The sequence below is a fragment of the Tsukamurella sp. NPDC003166 genome (assembly GCF_040611135.1).
GTDB lineage: Bacteria > Actinomycetota > Actinomycetes > Mycobacteriales > Mycobacteriaceae > Tsukamurella.
The window spans coordinates 90,613-109,077 of record NZ_JBEXNL010000014.1 but is presented as its reverse complement, the minus strand read 5'-3'; the positions used below and the strand labels follow the sequence as shown (position 1 = coordinate 109,077).

20 protein-coding genes are annotated in these 18,465 nt (G+C 71.3%); 17 read left to right on the top strand and 3 right to left on the bottom strand.

What is annotated here, in order from left to right:
• Nucleotides 1-112: 112 nt before the first annotated feature.
• The 9 genes from ABZX10_RS16365 (at nt 113) to ABZX10_RS16325 (ending at nt 7,758) form a co-directional block, all read left to right on the top strand.
• The gene (locus ABZX10_RS16365; protein ID WP_355541877.1) at nt 113-1,183 is read left to right on the top strand and encodes a hypothetical protein; all 1,071 of its coding nucleotides are present in this window, start codon (nt 113-115) and stop codon (nt 1,181-1,183) included.
• Between the two features lie 14 nt (nt 1,184-1,197).
• Complete coding sequence (locus ABZX10_RS16360) at nt 1,198-2,043, top strand: sugar phosphate isomerase/epimerase (protein ID WP_355541874.1); 846 nt, start codon at nt 1,198-1,200, stop codon at nt 2,041-2,043.
• 40 nt (nt 2,044-2,083) lie between these two features.
• Nucleotides 2,084-2,905 carry a thioesterase family protein gene (locus ABZX10_RS16355; protein WP_355541871.1) on the top strand — a complete coding sequence of 274 codons (822 nt, stop codon included), beginning with the start codon at nt 2,084-2,086 and terminating at the stop codon, nt 2,903-2,905.
• Between the two features lie 30 nt (nt 2,906-2,935).
• Nucleotides 2,936-3,745: a pyrroline-5-carboxylate reductase gene (proC, locus tag ABZX10_RS16350; protein WP_355541868.1), complete on the top strand. Its 810-nt coding sequence runs from the start codon at nt 2,936-2,938 to the stop codon at nt 3,743-3,745.
• 128 nt (nt 3,746-3,873) lie between these two features.
• Nucleotides 3,874-4,119 carry a helix-turn-helix domain-containing protein gene (locus ABZX10_RS16345; protein WP_068523814.1) on the top strand — a complete coding sequence of 82 codons (246 nt, stop codon included), beginning with the start codon at nt 3,874-3,876 and terminating at the stop codon, nt 4,117-4,119.
• A gap of 161 nt (nt 4,120-4,280) precedes the next feature.
• A complete protein-coding gene (locus ABZX10_RS16340) occupies nt 4,281-4,382 on the top strand; it encodes an AURKAIP1/COX24 domain-containing protein (RefSeq protein WP_003402602.1) in 102 nt (33 codons plus the stop codon).
• A gap of 75 nt (nt 4,383-4,457) precedes the next feature.
• Nucleotides 4,458-5,549 carry an NAD-dependent epimerase/dehydratase family protein gene (locus ABZX10_RS16335; protein ID WP_355541858.1) on the top strand — a complete coding sequence of 364 codons (1,092 nt, stop codon included), beginning with the start codon at nt 4,458-4,460 and terminating at the stop codon, nt 5,547-5,549.
• On the top strand, nt 5,546-6,616 hold the full coding sequence (locus tag ABZX10_RS16330; protein ID WP_355541855.1) for a lysophospholipid acyltransferase family protein: 1,071 nt from the start codon (nt 5,546-5,548) through the stop codon (nt 6,614-6,616). The genes ABZX10_RS16335 and ABZX10_RS16330 overlap by 4 nt, the downstream gene beginning before the upstream one ends.
• A gap of 218 nt (nt 6,617-6,834) precedes the next feature.
• Nucleotides 6,835-7,758 carry a hypothetical protein gene (locus ABZX10_RS16325; protein WP_355541852.1) on the top strand — a complete coding sequence of 308 codons (924 nt, stop codon included), beginning with the start codon at nt 6,835-6,837 and terminating at the stop codon, nt 7,756-7,758.
• Between the two features lie 173 nt (nt 7,759-7,931).
• Here the strand turns inward: ABZX10_RS16325 and ABZX10_RS16320 are convergent, their stop codons facing one another.
• Entirely contained in the window at nt 7,932-8,819 is an 888-nt protein-coding gene (locus ABZX10_RS16320; protein ID WP_355541849.1) for an HAD-IB family hydrolase, read from the bottom strand.
• Between the two features lie 122 nt (nt 8,820-8,941).
• On the opposite strand from ABZX10_RS16320, the gene ABZX10_RS16315 reads away from it, so the two are divergent.
• The 7 genes from ABZX10_RS16315 to ABZX10_RS16285 all read left to right on the top strand — a co-directional run bounded on the left by ABZX10_RS16315 (nt 8,942) and on the right by ABZX10_RS16285 (nt 15,531).
• Complete coding sequence (locus ABZX10_RS16315) at nt 8,942-9,184, top strand: glutaredoxin family protein (RefSeq protein ID WP_355541846.1); 243 nt, start codon at nt 8,942-8,944, stop codon at nt 9,182-9,184.
• Nucleotides 9,185-9,391: 207 nt separating this feature from the next.
• Nucleotides 9,392-10,729, top strand: a complete 1,338-nt coding sequence (locus ABZX10_RS16310; RefSeq protein WP_355541843.1) for a glutamyl-tRNA reductase — start codon at nt 9,392-9,394, stop codon at nt 10,727-10,729.
• 1 nt (nt 10,730) lies between these two features.
• Nucleotides 10,731-11,666, top strand: a complete 936-nt coding sequence (hemC, locus tag ABZX10_RS16305) for a hydroxymethylbilane synthase (protein WP_355541840.1) — start codon at nt 10,731-10,733, stop codon at nt 11,664-11,666.
• Nucleotides 11,667-11,692: 26 nt separating this feature from the next.
• Nucleotides 11,693-13,414 (top strand): bifunctional uroporphyrinogen-III C-methyltransferase/uroporphyrinogen-III synthase, encoded by a 1,722-nt coding sequence (locus tag ABZX10_RS16300; RefSeq protein WP_355541838.1) that lies wholly within the window; start codon nt 11,693-11,695, stop codon nt 13,412-13,414.
• 58 nt (nt 13,415-13,472) lie between these two features.
• A complete protein-coding gene (hemB, locus tag ABZX10_RS16295) occupies nt 13,473-14,465 on the top strand; it encodes a porphobilinogen synthase (RefSeq protein ID WP_355541834.1) in 993 nt (330 codons plus the stop codon).
• A 5-nt stretch (nt 14,466-14,470) separates the two neighbouring features.
• Nucleotides 14,471-15,046 carry a hypothetical protein gene (locus ABZX10_RS16290; protein WP_355541831.1) on the top strand — a complete coding sequence of 192 codons (576 nt, stop codon included), beginning with the start codon at nt 14,471-14,473 and terminating at the stop codon, nt 15,044-15,046.
• Nucleotides 15,043-15,531, top strand: coding sequence for a DUF3093 family protein (locus tag ABZX10_RS16285; RefSeq protein WP_355541828.1), 489 nt, complete (start codon nt 15,043-15,045; stop codon nt 15,529-15,531). Before ABZX10_RS16290 ends, ABZX10_RS16285 begins: the two co-directional genes overlap by 4 nt.
• Here the strand turns inward: ABZX10_RS16285 and ABZX10_RS16280 are convergent.
• Complete coding sequence (locus ABZX10_RS16280; protein ID WP_355541825.1) at nt 15,515-16,087, bottom strand: TetR family transcriptional regulator; 573 nt, start codon at nt 16,085-16,087, stop codon at nt 15,515-15,517. The genes ABZX10_RS16285 and ABZX10_RS16280 overlap by 17 nt on opposite strands.
• A 132-nt stretch (nt 16,088-16,219) precedes the next feature.
• On the opposite strand from ABZX10_RS16280, the gene ABZX10_RS16275 reads away from it, so the two are divergent.
• Nucleotides 16,220-17,965, top strand: a complete 1,746-nt coding sequence (locus ABZX10_RS16275; RefSeq protein WP_355541822.1) for a GMC family oxidoreductase — start codon at nt 16,220-16,222, stop codon at nt 17,963-17,965.
• Between the two features lie 3 nt (nt 17,966-17,968).
• Here the strand turns inward: ABZX10_RS16275 and ABZX10_RS16270 are convergent, their stop codons facing one another.
• Nucleotides 17,969-18,448, bottom strand: coding sequence for an NUDIX domain-containing protein (locus ABZX10_RS16270; RefSeq protein WP_355541819.1), 480 nt, complete (start codon nt 18,446-18,448; stop codon nt 17,969-17,971).
• Nucleotides 18,449-18,465 lie beyond the last annotated feature (17 nt).

The window sequence follows — 18,465 nt, the reverse complement described above, 5'->3', positions numbered from 1 at the left end:
GGGGTGAAGAAGTAGGATCTGCGAGACGACCAGATTGGCGTGTGTGGCGGTTGTGACAACACCGGCGTACGCGCGGCCCACGGGGCCGACGAACCACAGGACGGTGACGTGCATGAGCGAGGAGCGAAGGATTTCGCTGGCGGAGCTGCTCGCCAGGGAGGGCGGCGCCCCGTCGGCGTCGGGTGGTCGCCGTCGGCGACACCGCGGCGGGGAGAACTCCATCACCGTCGCGGAGCTGACGGGGGAGATCCCCGTCGTCCGCGACGACGAGCCCGCCGCGCAGGACCCTGAGGCCGCACAGGCCGTGCAGTCCGACGGTGCGCCGCAGGACCCCGAGCCGCACGCCGTCGACGCGCACGTCGAGTCCGATGCCGTCGAGGAGCAGGTCGTCGACGAGCCCGCCGAGTCCGGGCCCGAGTCCGAGGCCGCGGCGAGCGCGGACGAGCCGATCACCTCGTCGTTCCTGGCCGCCGCCGTCGGCGAGGCCCGCGCCGAGGAGGCGCCGGCGGAGCCCGCCGCGCAGGACCTCGCGGACGGGGCCGAGGGCGTCGACGTCGTGCACCACACGGACGAGGGGCACGCCGAGGAGAACTTCGCGTGGTCGCGGTGGGATCAGGCCGAGGCCCCGATCATGGCGACCGCCGATTTCAACACCGCCCAGGTCCGTGAGCGGCAGGCCCGGTTCGCGGAGATCGAGACGGACGACACCGTCGACGTGGCCCCCGCGACGGACGTCCCGGAGCCCGCGGACGGCGAGGCGGCGGCACCGTCGGTCCCGGACACGGGACGGATGAGCGTCGAGCAGATCGACGAGGCCCGCGCCGCGCTGGACCAGCACGAGGAGTCCGACCTGCTCGCGGAGGCGGACGATCAGGGTGATGCGGCCCCGAAGAAGGCCGAGTCGGGTGCCGCACGCGGTTGGCTCGTACTCGCCGCGGAGGTCGTGCTCGGCATCGCCGCCGGCGCCGGCCTGTTCTTCGGCTTCTTCAAGCTGTGGAACTGGGGCGGCGGCATGCCGACCATCGCGCTGACGGTCGTGCTGGCCTTCATCGTGATCATCGGCATCGTGACCTTCACGCACTTCCTGCGGAAGACCACCGACTACCTGACGCTGGGGCTGGCGCTGCTCGTGGGCCTGGTGATCACGTTCGGACCGTTGCTCATGGCCCTCGGCGCGAACTGAGTACCCTCGGCGACGTGAGCGGTATCGCGGTCGGCCTGTCGACCGCCTCGGTCTACCCCGAGAAGCTCGAGGACGCGTTCCGGTACGCCGCCGAGGTCGGCTACGACGGCGTCGAGCTCATGGTCTGGCACGAGAGCGCCAGCCAGGACATCGGTTGCGTCGCCGGGCTGTCGATGCGCTACGACATGCCGGTGCTGTCCGTCCACGCGCCCTGCCTGCTGATCAGCCAGCGGGTGTGGGGATCCGATCCCCTGGCCAAGCTCGGCCGGGCCGTCACGGCGGCGGAGGACCTCGGCGCGAGCACCGTCGTCGTGCACCCGCCGTTCCGGTGGCAGCGGCGCTACGCCGAGCACTTCGTCGACCTCGTGAGCGAGCTCGAGGACGGCAGCGACGTCGCCGTCGCCGTGGAGAACATGTTCCCGCTCCGGTTCGACGTCTTCCGCCGCAGCGAGTCGGTCGAGCGGCTCAAGCGGCGCGGCAATCCGGGCACCGCGGTCTCGGCGTTCGCACCGTCGATCGACCCGACGGACGTGGGCTACACGAACTACACCCTGGACCTCTCGCACACCGCGACGGCGGGTGTGGACGCGCTCGCGCTCATGGATCGCATGGGCGACGGGCTGCGCCACCTGCACCTCACCGACGGATTCGGCGCCGCCGTCGACGAGCACCTCGTGCCCGGTCACGGCACCCAGCCGGCCGCCGAGGTGTGCCGCCGGCTCACCGCGTCCGGCTTCGACGGCCACGTGATCCTCGAGATCGCGACCGGCTCGGCGAAGACGCCCGGGGAGCGACGTGCGATGCTCACGGAGGCGCTGGAGTTCGCGCGGGAGCATCTGCGCGACGTCCCGGCCGCCTGACGCCCCGGACGCGCCGGGGCGTCCCGGTAAGGAGCGCAGGATGGCATTGTTCGCGGACCTCGTGTCGGTCACGAAGGCCCCGGGCGGTTACACCGCCGAGATCGACCCCACCTGGTCGGTGGGCACGAAGGTGCACGGCGGCGCGCTGCTCGCGGTGCTCGCCGCGGGCGCGCAGGCCGCGTACCTCGAGGACGACGGTGCCGACCCCGCCGTCGTGCCGGTCGTCATCTCGGCCGAGTACCTCGGCGCGCCCGACCCGGGCACCGTCGAACTGCGGACCCGGGTGGCCAAGCGCGGCCGCACCACCTCCGTCGTGAACGTCGAGGCCGTGCAGGGCGAGCGGGTGTACGTCCAGGCCAGCGTCACGCTCGCGCAGCGCGACGAGGGCGACGAACGCTATCGCGAGCCGAACCCGCTCGACGACATGCCCGCGACCCCGTCCGCCGACGCCCTCGACTGGGATCCCGAGCACCCCGCGGCCAAGGTCTTCAAGGTCGGGCGGGTCGCGGAGGTCCGCTACGTCGGGTCGACGCTGCCGGTGATCGAGGGCCGCACCGGCCCCGCCGAGACCCGCGGCTGGGTGCGGCTGCGCGAGGAGCCGCTGTCGGGCCTGTTCGCCCTGCTCGCCACCGATATCTCGCTGCCCGTGGTGGCGAATCTCGGCGGCGTCGGGTGGGCGCCCACGCTCACGCTGACGGCGTCGGTGCGCCGCGAGCCGGCCCCGGGCTGGCTGCGGTTCCGGGCGTCGGCACCCGTCGTCGGGCAGCGCTGGTTCGAGGAGGACCACCTGCTGGTCGACGAGTCCGGGCAGGTCGTCGCGACCTCCCGGCAGCTGGCGATGATGCCGGTCTCGAACCGCTGACCGACCACGACGACTTCTGGAGGAACTCGCATGACTGAGAACATCGCACTGATCGGCGGCGGACGGATCGGTGAGGCACTGCTGGGCGGCCTCGTCGCCGCGGGGCACGATCCCGGGGCGCTGACGGTGGCCGAGCCCCACGCCGGCCGCGCCGGCGAGCTGTCCGAGCGGTACGGGGTCCGTGCCGTCGGCACCGTCGGGGAGGCGGTCGACGGTGCCGGGCTCGTCGTGATCGCCGTCAAGCCCGACGTGGTGTCGGCGATCCTGCCCGACATCGCGGCCGGGCTGCGGGACGGCGCCGTCGTGGCCTCCGTGGCCGCCGGCGTGCCCACCGCGACCTACGAGGCGGCCCTGCCGGCGGGCACCCCGGTCGTGCGGGTCATGCCGAACACGGCGATGTTGGTCGGGAAGTCGATGAGCGGTGTCTCCGGCGGGCGGGACGCGACGGAGGCGCACGTGGCGCTCGTGCGGTCGGTGATGGAGGCCGTCGGCGAGGTGCTGGTCGTGCCCGAGTCGAAGCTCGACGCGCTGACCGCGCTGTCTGGCTCCGGACCCGCGTACGCCTTCCTCGTCGCCGAGGCGATGATCGACGCGGGCGTGGATCTCGGCCTGACCCGGGACCAGGCCACGACCCTCGCCACGCACACCATCGCGGGCGCAGGTGCACTAATGGTTGAGACTTCTCCGTCGCCCACCGAGCTCCGGGCGGCGGTGACCTCCCCGGGCGGCACGACGGCGGCAGCGATCCGTGAACTGGAGAAAAATGGCCTCCGACCTGCGTTTTATGCGGCGACTCGGGCCTGTGCCGAGCGATCGGCCGAGCTTGGGCGCCTTGCGTAGGAGCTTTGGTTAGCTCACTCCCGTCGCATTATTCCCATTGGTACCGCTAAGCTGCTCGAAGCACGTGCGTGTCAGGTCCGCCGGAGGGGAAGCCGGCGGCGCGACATGTGCCGGAGGTTAGGGAATTCATGGCGTCTGCAAACAAGAACACCAAGCCCGCCGAGATCGGTGCCGGAGCTCAGGCTCCCCAGGCAGCCGGATCGTCGTTCCTGACGGTGGCGGAGGTCGCCACCCTCATGCGGGTGTCGAAGATGACGGTCTACCGCCTGGTGCACAACGGGGAGCTCCCCGCGGTGCGCGTCGGCCGGTCGTTCCGGGTGCACGAGAAGGCCGTGCACGACTACCTGCAGACCTCGTTCTTCGACGCGGGCTAAGCCTCGCCGAAGGGCGTCAGCGGTGAGCGTGGCCCGGGCGGATTTCGCCTGGGCCACTACGCCGGGTAAGATAGAAGCCTGCTGCGTGGACGCGGGGGCTCTTTCCGTACCCGGCCGCCGCGCACGATCATGGCAATTCGATAGAGAGACGTGAGGAACCCATGGGTTCAGTGATCAAGAAGCGCCGCAAGCGCATGTCGAAGAAGAAGCACCGCAAGCTGCTCCGCCGCACCCGGGTGCAGCGTAGGAAACTCGGCAAGTAGGCCTTCTGGTCACACTTTCATGAGAGCCCGTCCAGGACATGGGCGGGCTTTCGTGTTTCCGGTTACCCTGCAGTAATGAGTGAGTCGGTCGTCAGCGCGCCGCGCGTCGTCATGGTGACGGGCGCCTCCACGTTCGTGGGCGGATACCTGGTGCGGCGGCTCGCGCAGCGGCCGGACATCGAGCGCGTGATCGGAGTCGACGCGGTGCCGCCGACGAAGGCGCTGCACCGGCGGATGGAGCCCGCGGAGTTCATCCGCGTCGACTATCGCAGTCATATCTTCGGCAAGATCATGGCGACCAACGAGGTGGACACGGTGGTCCACTGCTCCACCTCGGTCACCGACAACCACTTCCCGTCGGCGTCCACGAAGGACGCGATCGTGTTCGGCTCGATGCGGGTGTTCGCGGCCTGTCAGAAGTCGGAGACGGTCAAGCGGGTCATCATGCGTTCCTCGACCCAGGTGTACGGCTCGCGGTCGCGCAACCCGGCGCTGGTCACCGAGGACCTGGTCGGCGGGGCCGCGGCGAGCGGTCATCCGCGTGACCTGCTCGACGCGGAGACCTACGCCCGCAGCATGGCGCGCCGCCGTACCGACATCGATCTGACGGTGCTGCGGCTCGCCCCCATCCTCGGTCCCAACATCGAGACCCTGCTCGGCTCGCTGTTCGAGCGGCCTGTGGTGCCCTCGATCATCGGCCGCGACGCCCGACTGCAGCTGCTGCACCAGGACGACGCGCTGGGCGCTTTGGAACACGCCGTGGTCGCGGGTAGGGCGGGCACGTTCAACATCGCCGGCGACGGCGCCATCTCGATGTCGCAGGCCATCCGCCTGTCCGGCCGGGTGCCGCTCCCGGTGGTCAAACCCGCCTTCGGGCCCGCCGTCGCGGCCATCCGCGGCCGTGGTCGCGGTCAGACGGACAAGGTGCAGCTCGCCTACCTCAGCTTCGGCAACGCCTTCGACACGACGCGCATGCGGCAGGACCTCGGCTTCGCGCCCCGGTTCACCACGCGCCAGGTCATGGAAGACGTCGCCCGCCACGGCCCGGCAGAACCTACAATCGGTGTGGAATCGATCGTGGGCGTCGAGCAGCGGGTCGCGGCTCTGGCTCGACGGTTCGCGGGAATCGGCTCTTCAGAACGGCACGGCTGGACGGTAGATCTATGACCAACCCCTCAGGCTCACAGCACGCGAAGGTGCTGCAGTTGCCCGTGTCCATCGACACCGCCGCGCGCTCCGAAGGGCGCGAGCGGGCGCAGCGGCGGCACCCGTCCGCGCTCACCGGCGCCCCGGCCCCGTCGGCCCCGCCCCGCGAGGCCACGGTGCACGCCCTCAACCCCGACTACCTGGCGGCGGCGCAGCCCGCCGAACCGGGCCCGGGCTGGCGCGAGCGCGCCGCGGAATCGGTGGTCGACGGTGCCGCCTTCGTCCGCGAGCGCCTCACCGGCGACTACGACATCGACCCGTTCGGATTCGATCCGCACCTCACCGACGCGGTGTTCCTGCCGGCACTGCGTCCGATGTACGACAAGTGGTTCCGCGTGGACACCACGGGCACCGAGAACCTGCCCCGGGAGGGCGGTGCGCTGCTGGTGGCGAACCACTCCGGCGTGATCCCGTTGGACGGGCTGATGTCGGCCGTCGCAGTGCACGACAACCATCCGGACCAGCGGCACCTGCGGCTGCTGGCGGCGGACCTGGCCTTCGAGTACCCGTTCATCGGCGAGGTCGCGCGCAAGCTCGGCGCCACCGTCGCCTGCAATGCCGACGCCGAGGCGCTGCTCACCCGCGGCGAGCTCGTGGCGGTGTGGCCCGAGGGGTTCAAGGGCATCGGCAAGCTCTACCGCGACCGGTACAAGCTGCAGCGCTTCGGTCGCGGCGGCTTCGTGACCGCCGCGATCCGCGCGCAGGTCCCGATCATCCCCGTGTCGATCGTGGGTGCCGAGGAGATCTACCCGATGCTGGCGGACGTGAAGCCCGTCGCGCGCCTGCTGGGCCTGCCGTACGCGCCGATCACGCCGCTGTTCCCGTGGCTCGGCCCGCTCGGGATGGTCCCGCTGCCGTCGAAGTGGCACATCGAATTCGGCGAGCCGATCGCGACGGACCGCTTCACGGAGTCCGACGCGGACGATCCGATGGTCGTCTTCGAGCTCACCGACAACGTCCGCGAGACCATTCAGCAGTCGCTCTACCGCATCCTCGCGCGCCGGAAGAACATCTTCCAGGACTTCTAGGGGCGGGTGCCGACCTGCGGGCCCGACGGTGCCTTCTCAGCTCCGGCCCCTGGTGCGGACCGCGGTCCACCGATCGGTACTGACTCCGCATGACGCTGCAACGCTATGAAGAGTAGCGACCGATAGCGGCAGATCGGAGAGTCGCGGAACTCGCGTCGAGATCGCCGAGGATGAGCCAGAATGCAGGGGACGGCGTGGGGGCGCCGACGGGGGTGTGCATGGCTGACGACAAGCCGGTCGAGTTCCGGCATCGCGACGAACTGGTGGCGCTCGGGGCGACGGATCGGCAGATCCGCGTCTGGCAGCAGAAGAACAGAATGACCCGCGTGTGGCGTGGTGCCTACCACCTCGGTGGGCGATTGCCGCCGTGGGAGGAGTTGCGGCTCAGCGCGATCGCCGCCGCGCAGAGATCGAGCGACGCGACGGTGCTCAGTCACGAGGCAGCGGCCGCGGTGCACGGGATGGCGACACTGAACTCCGATTGGAAGACAGTCGATTTCACGTGTGACGGCGTGCGCGGCGGAACGAAGCGGGGGCGACGCAGACTGCACGTCCGGCGATTGGACGCGGAGGACGTCGTGGTGGTCGACGGGGTGACGGTGACGTCGATCGCGCGCACTGCGCTCGACCTCGCTCTGGCCGGCGACTTCGTGGCGGCGGTCTGTGCGCTGGACGCGGCGTTGCGGATGGGGGTCGTGCAGGAGGATCTGGAGGCGGCGATAGCGAGGCTGGGCCGGCGTCAGGGGATCGCGAATCTGCTTGCGGCGCTGGAGGAGGCGTCGCCGCTGTCGGAATCCGTCGGCGAGTCCCGCAGTCGAGCGCTGATGCTCAAGTGGCCCGAGATCCCGCGCCCGGAGCTGCAGCGGGAGCTCTTCAACGAAGCGGGCGCTCTAGAGGCGCGGGTCGACTTCCTGTGGGCCGAGCGCGTGGTCGGCGAGTTCGACGGGAAGGGTAAGCAGGAGGGCGGCTTCACCTCGGAGCAGCGGATCCAACGCGACAGTCTGCTGATGAGCCGGAACCTGTACCCGACGCACTGGGACTGGGATGACTGCGAGGAGCCGGATCGACTTCGGAACAAGCTCCACGACGCCCTCAGGCCCTTCGGCCTGCTGCTCGACGGATCCTGCCGCTATCGGTCTTGACTCTGCATAACGCTGCAGCGTTATGCAGAGTCAAGACTGATCGGTGGACCGCGGTCCGCCCCGGAGGACGGCTGCTGGAGGGCGGCACCGTCGGGCTTGCGCGGGTGAGACGGCGCCCGAGCCGGAGGGACGGCACCGTCGGGCCCGCGCGGGGTGAGCCGGCGGCGCGCCCCTCAGTCGTCGCTGAAGTGCTTGATCAGCGCGGCTGCGCCGCCGATGGCGACGCCGACGCCGATGGCGGTGGGGACGCCGATCTTGGCGGCCTTGCGGCCGGTGCGGTAGTCGCGGATCTCCCAGCCGCGCACCCGCGCGACATCGCGCAGGTCGGAATCCGGGTTGATGGCGACGGCGGTGCCGACCAGGGAGAGCATCGGCACGTCGTTGTGGGAATCGCTGTAGGCGGTGCAGCGCTTGAGGTTCAGGCCCTCGCGGATCGCCAGCGAGCGCACGGCGTGGGCCTTGCCGAGGCCGTGCAGGATGTCGCCGACGAGCTTGCCGGTGAAGATCCCGTCCTGCGACTCCGCCACGGTGCCGAGCGCGCCCGTCAGCCCCAGCCGGTCCGCGATCGTCTGCGCCAGCTCGACCGGGGTGGCGGTGACCAGCCAGACCTGCTGGCCGGCATCGAGGTGCATCTGTGCCAGCGCGCGGGTGCCGGGCCAGATCTTGTCGGCGATGATCTCGTCGTAGATCTCCTCGCCGACCGCCTTGAGCTCCTCCGTGGAGCGGCCGGCGATGAAGGACAGCGCCTTCTCCCGCCCCGCGGCCACGTCCTCACTGTTCTCCTTGCCGGTGAGGCGGAACTTGGCCTGCGCCCACACGGCCGACGCGAGGTCGGAGTAGCTGAAGTAGTTGCGCGCGGCCAGGCCACGGGCGAAGTGCACGATCGACGCGCCCTGAACCATCGTGTTGTCGACGTCGAAGAAGGCGGCGGCCGTGAGATCCGGCGGCACCGCACCGTCCTCGCGGCCCTCCTTCTCGAGCAGCAGCGAGTGTGCGGCATCGGCGCTCGCTTCGCCCGCCGCACTCTGCCGACGTTCGTCAGCGCTGGCCTGGTCGGACAAGGGCACCTCCCGCGTTGCGTGGTCTCGTCCAACCTTATATCCCGCGGGCCTGGGGTGCGGGCAGGCCCGGGAAGGCGGCCCGGATCGGTGCCACCGCGCTCCGCACCCGGCACACTGAGCACATGGCTGTCATCACACTCCTCACCCGCGAGGGCTGCGGCATGTGCGCCCGCGCGCACGACGAGCTCACCGCGCTCCGCGCCGAGGTGGCCTTCGACTACGAGCAGGTGGACGTCGACGCGCCCGGCAACACCGAGCTGCGCGGCGAGTTCGGCGACATGCTGCCGGTGGTCCTGCTCGACGGCGCCATGCACAGCTATTGGGACGTCGACGTCGTAGGGCTGCGCTCGGAACTCGGCCCCTGAGTGGTCCGCGGCGGGTCGAAGCGGACGTCGCGCGCCTGCGAGCCGATATCCTGGGCGCAGCGACCCGTGCGGACGACCCCGCGTCACCTGCACGGGTGAGGTCGGGCTGGGCGCGTTTTCCCATTTCAGGGGATGCGGGGTACCGTGCCTGTACGGGAAACTACCGACTGTAGTCGCCCGCAGAAGATCTTCGAAGGAGCAGCGAGGGTGTCGATTCTGCTGTTCGGCGCGTCGCACCGCAGCGCGCCGGTGTCGGTGCTGGAGAAACTGGCCATCACCGAGACCGATCGTCCCAAGGTGCTGGCGCAGCTCATGGAGTCGCCGCACATCGACGAGGTCATGGTGGTCACCACCTGCAACCGCATCGAGATCTACGCCGTCGTCGAGGCCTTCCACCCTGCGCTGGAAGCCGTCTCCGATGTGCTGTCCGCCCGGTCGGGTCTCACCATCAACGAGCTCAGCAAGCACGCCTTCGTCCGCTACTCCGAGGCCGCGGTCCAGCACCTGTTCTCGGTGGCCAGCGGCCTCGACTCGATGGTCGTCGGCGAGCAGCAGATCCTCGGCCAGATCCGCGGCGCGTACGCCGCGTCCGACGAGAACCAGGTCGCCGGCCGCGTCGTCCACGACCTCGCACAGCGCGCGCTGCACGTCGGCAAGCGCGTGCACACCGATACCGGTATCGACAAGGCCGGCGCGTCCGTGGTCTCCGTGGCGCTCGACCGTGCGCAGGCGGTCCTCGACGCACAGGGCGGCTCGCTGCGGCGCGCCGTCGTGGTCGGCGCCGGCGCCATGGGCGGCCTGTCGATCGCGCACCTGGCGCGCGCCGGGGTCGGCGACGTCACCGTCGCCAACCGCACGGAGGACAAGGCCGCTCGCCTCGCGCAGGCGGCCCTCGACGCCGGGGTCGACGGTGCGCGGTCCGTCCCGATGGAGGGCATCGTCGGCGCGCTCGCCGACGCCGACGTGCTCATCGCCTGCACCGGAGCCGTCGGCAGCGTGGTGAGTCTCGCGGACGTGCACTCCGCGCTCGCGCAGCGCACCGTCGACAGCGATCTCGTGGTCTGCGACCTGGGCCTGCCCCGCGACGTGGACCCCGCGGTCGTCGGCCTGCCGGGCGTCACCGTGATCGACATCGACGCGCTCTCCCGCGAGCCGGGCACGCAGGCCGCCGAGGAGGACGCCGAGAAGGCGCGCGGCATCGTCTCCGGCGAACTGGCCGAGTACCTGTCGGCCCAGCGCTCCGCCGAGGTCACCCCGACGGTGACGGCGCTGCGCCGCCGCGCCGCCGAGGTGGTGGAAGCCGAACTGCTGCGCCTCGACTCGCGACTTCCGGGCCTGGAGGGCACGGACCGGGACGAGGTGGCGCAGACGGTGCGTCGCGTCGTCGACAAGCTCCTGCACGCCCCGACGGTGCGCGTCAAGCAGCTCGCGGCGACGCCGGGCGGCGACTCCTACGCGCAGGCGCTGCGCGAGCTCTTCGAACTCAAGCCGGGCGCCACGGGCGTCGTCTCAGCAACCGAAGGATCCGACGACCGAAGTGTCTGACGTGACCACACTGCCCAGCCCCATCCGCATCGGCACCCGCGGCTCGCTGCTCGCGACCACGCAGGCCGGCACCGTGCGCGACGCGCTGATCGACGCCGGGCACCCGGCCGAGCTGGTGATCGTGCAGACGCCGGGCGATCTGAGTTCCGACCCGGTCGAGAAGATCGGCGTCGGCGTGTTCACGAGCGCGCTGCGCGACGCGCTGGCCGCCGGCGAGGTCGACGTGGCCGTGCACTCGTACAAGGACCTGCCCACGGCTCCGGACGAGCGGCTCTCGCTGGCCGCCGTGCCGCCCCGGGAGGACTCCCGCGACGCCCTGGTGGCACGCGACGGGCTGGTGCTCGGTGAGCTGCCGGCCGGCTCCGTGGTGGGAACTTCGAGCCCACGGCGAGCCACACAGCTTACTGCACTGGGTCTGGGTTTGGAAATCCGCCCCCTACGAGGCAACCTTGACTCTCGGTTACGCAAAGTAGCGGACGGTGAACTCGACGCGATCGTGGTCGCCCTCGCCGGACTCAAGCGGATCGGTCGCCACAACGAGGTGACGGAAGCGCTCGACCCGGTGCAGATGTTGCCCGCGCCCGCTCAGGGCGCACTCGCGGTGGAGTGCCGACGCGACGATGCGGAACTGCATTCCGTGCTCTCCGGCCTGGACGATCCGGTCACGCGCGCGGCGGTCTCCGCCGAACGCGCCCTCCTCGCCGAGCTGGAAGCCGGGTGTACCGCGCCTGTCGGTGCGATCGCGGAGGTCGTCGAGTCCCTCGACGACGACGGTCGGATCTTCGAGGAGCTGTCGTTGCGGGGCGTCGCCCTCGCGGCGGACGGCTCCGACTCGGTCCGGGCCTCCGTGGTCGGTCCGGTGGGCGACGCCGACGCGTTGGGCATCGCGCTGGCACGGGAGCTGCTCGACCTGGGCGCACGCGACCTGCTCGCGTAGCACCCGCAACTACTGGGAGCCGATACATGAGCCGCATTGCACAGACCGCGAAGGCCGACACGGCAGCCGACACCGACGCGGTGTCCACCCGCGCAGCCGCGAAGGCGAACAAGCCGGCCCGGGGCCGCGCGACGGCGCCGGGGCGCATCACCTTCGTGGGTTCCGGCCCGGGTGATCCGGGACTGCTCACCTTGCGTGCAGAGCAGACTATCGCGGGCGCCCGGACGGTCTTCACCGACCCCGACGTTCCGCAGACCGTGCTCGACATGGTGGGCACGGCGCTGCCGGTCGAGCCGATCGACACCGAGGAGGACGGCGCCGACGCGGCGGCCGCCACCGCGTCGAAGGGGCGCAAGAGCGAGCCCGCGTTCCGCAACCCCGCCTCCGTCGCGCCCGCGCTCGGCGAGCCGGCCGAGGTGGCCAAGACGCTGCTCGCGCAGGCCCGCCACGGGCACGACGTCGTGCGCCTCGTCGCCGGCGACCCGCTGTCCTCGGACGCCGTGTTGGCCGAGGTCAACGCCGTCGCCCGGACGCAGATCGCCTTCGAGATCATCCCGGGCCTCGCGCCTGCGACCGCCGTCCCCACCTACGCCGGCATGGCGCTGGGCTCGGCGCACACCGAGGCCGACGTGCGCGGCGAGGTCGACTGGGCGGCGCTGGCCGCGGCACCGTCGCCCCTGGTCCTGAGCGCGACGGCCGAGCACCTCGCCGACACCGCCTCCGCGCTGGTCGAGAACGGCCTCGCGCCGCAGACCCCGGTCGCCGTCACCGCGCAGGGTTCCACCTGCAAGCAGAAGACCGTCGAGGCGACCCTCGCGACGCTCAACGAGGCCGGCGCCGGGCTGCCGGGCCCGCTCGTGGTCACCGTCGGCAAGGTCGTGGGCCAGCGGAGCAAGCTCTCGTGGTGGGAGTCGCGCGCGCTGTACGGCTGGACCGTGCTCGTGCCCCGCACCAAGGACCAGGCCGCCGAGATGTCGAACCGGCTCCGCAGCCACGGCTCCATCCCGATGGAGGTGCCGACCATCGCGGTCGAGCCGCCCCGTAGTCCCGCGCAGATGGAGCGGGCGGTCAAGGGCCTCGTCGACGGCCGCTACCAGTGGGTCGTCTTCACCTCCACGAACGCCGTGCGCGCCGTGTGGGAGAAGTTCATCGAGTTCGGCCTCGACGCCCGCGCCTTCTCCGGCGTGAAGATCGCCTGCGTCGGCGAGCAGACCGCCGCGAAGGTCCGCGCCTTCGGCATCGAGCCGGAGCTGATCCCCACCGGCGAGCAGTCCAGCCTGGGCATGCTCGAGGTCTTCCCGCCCTTCGACGACGTCTTCGACCCGGTCAACCGGGTCCTGCTGCCCCGCGCCGACATCGCCACCGAGACCCTCGCCGAGGGCCTGCGCGACCGCGGCTGGGAGATCGACGACGTGACCGCGTACCGCACGGTGCGCGCCGCGCCGCCGCCCGCCTCGACCCGCGAGATGATCAAGACCGGCGACTTCGACGCGGTCTGCTTCACCTCGAGCTCGACGGTGCGCAACCTGGTCGGCATCGCCGGCAAGCCGCACACCCGCACGATCGTCGCGTGCATCGGCCCCAAGACGGCCGAGACCGCGATCGAGTTCGGCCTGCGGGTGGACGTGCAGCCGGAGACCGCGTCGGTCGAGGACCTCGTCGAGGCCCTGGCCGCGCACGCCTCCCGGCTCCGCGCGGAGGGCGCCCTGCCCCCGCCGCGGAAGAAGCCGCGCCGCTCGCGGTCCTGACGGCGGTGTCGATGCGGCCCGCTCGCTCCGCTCCCGGCGCCGTCCGTAGGCTGGAGCCATGAGTTTTCCGCAGGTGCGGCCGCGCAGGCTGCGCACCACGCCCGCCGTCCGGCGGCTCGTCGCCGAGGTCTCGGTGGAGCCGCGGCAGCTCGTGCTGCCGATGTTCGTGCGCGACGGGATCGACGCGCCGGCGCCGATCTCGTCGATGCCGGGCGTCGTCCAGCACACCGTCGACTCGCTGCGTGCCGCGGCCGACGAGGCGGTCCGGGCCGGGGTCGGCGGGATCATGCTGTTCGGGGTCCCCGACGATGCGGACAAGGACGCCGAGGGCAGCGTCGCCTGGCAGCCCGACGGGGTGCTCAACCGGGGCCTGCGCGCGCTGCGCGAGGACCTCGGCGACGCCACGGTCGTCATGGCCGACACGTGCTTGGACGAGTTCACCGCGCACGGTCACTGCGGGGTGCTCGACGGTGCCGGGCGCGTCGACAACGACGCCACCCTGGAGCGCTACGCGCTGATGGCGGTCGCGCAGGCCGACGCCGGGGCGCACATGCTGGGCCCGTCGGGGATGATGGACGGCCAGATCGGCGTGATCCGCTCCGCGTTGGATTCCGCGGGCCACCAGGACGTCTCGATCCTCGCCTACACCGCGAAGTACGCCTCGCCCTTCTACGGTCCGTTCCGCGAGGCCGTCGGGTCGTCGCTGGTCGGGGACCGCCGGACGTACCAGCAGGACGCGGCGAACCGTCGGGAGTCGTTGCGCGAGTTGGAGCTCGATCTCGCCGAGGGCGCCGACCTGGTGATGGTCAAGCCCGCGATGAGTTACCTGGACGTGCTGGCCGACGTGGCCGCCGCCTCGCCGGTTCCCGTTGCGGCGTACCAGATCTCGGGGGAGTACTCGATGATCACCGCGGCCGCGCAGAACGGCTGGATCGACCGCGACGCCGCGATCCGCGAGTCGCTGCTGTCGATCCGTCGGGCCGGTGCGGACATCGTCCTGACCTACTGGGCCACCGAGGCCGCCGGGTGGATCGCGCGGGGGCGGTGGTGAGCGGCATGCAGCACCAGGGTCCCGTCTGGCCCGGTCCCGGGCCGCAGCCGCCCACGTGGCCCGCGCCGCCGCCCGCGCCCAAGCCGGCGCGCGGCCCCCGGCCCGACGATGTGAAGCTGTCCGTGCAGCTGTGGATCTTCGTGATCCTCGCGTCGGTGGTCTCGTCCGTGGCGACGGCGGTCGCGAGCCGCGGCTCCGATGCGTTGCGCGAGGAGTTCGCGGCGATGCAGCGGGGCGAGGGCACCCTCGCGAAGATCAACCGCGAGCAGTACAAGACCTTCGAGCAGTTCGACGCCAGCGTGTTCCTGTTCGCGCTCGTGGCAGTCGCGTTCGGCGTGATCGTCGTCGGCCTGCTCGTGTTCTTCCTGTGGCGGGGCCAGGGGTGGTCCCGCGTGGTGCTGCAGTTCGTCGCGGCGTTCGTGCTCGTGCAGGGCGTGCTGGGGTTCTTCTCGGGCGAGGGGGAGATCGCGGTGCCGGCGATCCTGGCGGCGATCGCCGTGGTCGGCGCGATGATCACGGCGAACAGCCGGGACGCGCTCGAGTACTTCAATCCGGGCTCGATCGCGGGGGCGCGCCGGTGAGCGACGCCGTCCCCCTGTACGCCGAGCGCGGCCTCTCCCGTGCCTGGCTGCTGCTGGTCCCACTGGCGACGGTCGCGATGATCGTGACCCAGTGGCTGCTCGCCGGGCGCACCTCGGAGTGGTGGATCTGGCTGCTGCTGGGCCTGGCCACGCAGGGCTTCGTGTGGCTGCAGGTGACCGCCGGCCGCACCCACGTGTCCGTCGAGCTGACGGAACACGAGCTGCGGTGCGGCGAGGAGGGCCTCCCCGTCGCCGAGATCGGGCGGATCCTCCCCGGGAAGGCTCCGGACCACCCGAAGAAGGCCGCGCCGGAGGATTTTCCCGCGTGGACCTCGGCCCGGCCGATGGGCCGCCTCAGCCAGATCCCGCGCCGCAGGTACGGCGTGGGTCTGCAGCTCACGGACGGTTCGACGGTGCAGGCCTGGGCCCGCAACGATTACGCGCTGCGCGCGTCCCTCGAGCCCCTGCTCACGAAGGCGGGATGAGCCCGCAGGCGGCCCGGCTGATCTGATCGGCCGCCCGGTCGACGGGGCCGCGCGGTCCCAGCAGGTGGCTGACGGTCAGGCGGACGAAGACCTCGACGGCACCGTCGGGCACCCGGGCGGGGAGTGCCTGCGCGACCGCGGCGACGGCCCGGTCGAGCACGGCCGACGGGTCCGTGGTGAGCAGCGGGAGCAGGTCGGCATCGCCGCGGTCACCGGCGAGGATGGACTTGAGCAGCGCGTTGTCCGCGCCGTACTCGAGTGCGAAGGTCGCGGCCGCCGCCAAGCCCGCGCGGAGGTCGCCGGGGTGCTCGCCGAGCCGGGCGACGACGCCGGCGAGGTAGTCGTCCGTCTCCCGCGCGATGAGCGCGCGGGCCACCTCGTCACGGGCGCCGACCGCCTTGTAGAGCGCCGTGCGGCTGACCCCGACCCGTTTGGCGATGAGCGACATGTTCACCGCGCCCCAGCCCTCGTCGTGGACCAGGTCACGGGTGGCGTCCAGTGCGCGGTCGCGCAGTAACTGCTTGACCTCGACCTGAAAGCTCGCGGGGGCGCTCATGCCGACAGCGTACATCCTGGCTCACTCTGTACGCATGGTTGACAGATGGGCACGATGTGTAATCAAATGGAACACGACAGTGATTCATGTCACCCGGCGACCGCCCCGCCGGGGGGACCGAAGGAGAACGCCATGTCCAGCTCAGCCACCCCCGCGCCCGCCGGTACCACCGACTACGACGTGCTCGTCATCGGATCCGGCTTCGGCGGATCCGTCACCGCCCTGCGCCTCACGGAGAAGGGCTACCGCGTCGGCGTGCTCGAGGCGGGCAGGCGGTTCGCCGACGAGGACTTCGCCAAGACCAGCTGGGACCTGCGTCGATTCGTCTGGATGCCGGCGCTCGGCCTGTACGGCATTCAGCGGATCCACATGCTGCGCGACTGCCTGATCCTGGCCGGGGCCGGCGTGGGCGGCGGGTCGCTGAACTACGCCAACACGTTGTACAAGCCCCCCGCCTCGTTCTTCGAGGACGATCAGTGGGCGGGTATCACCGACTGGTTCGACGAGCTCTCGCCGTACTACGACCAGGGGCGCCGCATGCTCGGCGTGGTCCAGAACCCGCACATGACGCCGGCCGACGAGATCGTCAAGCAGGTCGCCGACGACATGGGTGCGGGCGAGACCTTCATCCAGACCCCCGTGGGGGTGTACTTCGGGGAGCCCGGCAAGACCGTTCCGGATCCCTTCTTCGGCGGCGCCGGCCCCGATCGCACCGGCTGCATCGAGTGCGGCGAGTGCATGACCGGCTGCCGGTGGGGCGCCAAGAACACGCTGGTCAAGAACTACCTCGGGCTCGCCGAGCGGGCGGGCGCACAGGTGCACCCGCTGACGACGGTGACCGACGTGACCCAGCTGGTCGACGGGACCTGGGCGGTGTCGACGGTGCGTTCCGGTGCGAAGGTGCGCAAGCGTCGGCGCACGTACACGGCGCAGCACGTCGTCTTCGCGGCCGGCACCTGGGGCACGCAGCAGCTGCTGCACCGGTTGCGCGACACCGGCGCGCTGCCCGAGCTCTCGGATCAGGTCGGCGTGCTCACCCGCACGAACTCCGAGTCCATCCTGTCCGCGGTCCGGATGACCGTGGACAAGGAGCTCGACCTCACGCGCGGCGTCGCGATCACCAGCTCCTTCCATCCGAGCAGCGACACCCACGTCGAGCCGGTCCGTTACGGCAAGGGCTCGAACGCGATGGGCATGCTGCAGACGCTGATGACCGACGGTGGCGGTCGCGTGCCGCGCTGGCTGAAGTTCCTCGGCACCGTCGTGCGGCACCCGCTCGAGTTCCTGCGCGTCCTGTTCGTGAACGGGTGGAGCGAGCGGACGATCATCGCGCTCGTCATGCAGAACCTGGACAACTCGATCACCACGTTCACCAAGCGCGGCCTGTTCGGCCGGAAGATGTCCTCGCGCCAGGGCCACGGGGAGCCGAACCCCACGTGGATCCCGTTGGGCAACGAGGCGACCCGACGGATCGCCGACAAGATCGACGGTGCCGCCGCCGGTACCTGGGGCGAGGTCTTCAACATCCCCATGACCGCGCACTTCCTCGGCGGATGCGCCATCGGCGCGGACCGGTCCACCGGCGTCATCGACGCCTACCACCGCGTGTACGGCTACCCGACGCTGAGCGTCGTCGACGGCTCCGCCGTGTCCGCGAACCTGGGCGTGAACCCGTCGCTGACCATCACGGCGCAGGCCGAGCGGGCGGCGGCGCTCTGGCCCAACAAGGGAGAGGTGGACACCCGCGCGCCGCAGGGCGAGCCCTACCGCCGCATCGCGCCCGTCGCGCCTCGGCAGCCCGTCGTACCCGCGAGCGCGCCCGGTGCCCTGCGGCTGCCGATCGTCGAGATCCGGCGGGGCGAGCAGGTCATCGGCTAGCGACTACGGCCGCCAGGCGGGGTGGGTGTCGCCGCGGAGCGCGGCGAGGCCGCGATGCACGCGCTCGGTCTGCCGGACGGACATCGGCGGTAGCGCGCTCGGCTCGAACCAGGCGATCTCCAACGATTCGTCGTCGGCGACGTGCGCCTCGCCGGAGACGTGCCGGCACAGGAACAGGATCGTGAGGTACTGCGCCGCATCGCCGTTCGGGTAGCGAACCGGCTCGTCGGTGCGCAGCGCCAGCAGGTCGAGTACCTCCGCCTCGACCCCCGCCTCCTCCCGGATCTCCCGGACGATCGCCTCGGCCGGCTGCTCGCCGGGCTCGAGGATGCCGGCGATCGACGCCCACTCGCCGGTGTCGGCGCGGCGGCCCAGCAGGACCTCGCCCGCCTCGTTGACCACCACCGCGGCGACACCGGGCAACCACAGCAGATCGGTGCCGATCTTCTCGCGGATGCTGCGGACGTACTCGGGAATGGGCATGCTTGTCAGCGTACGTA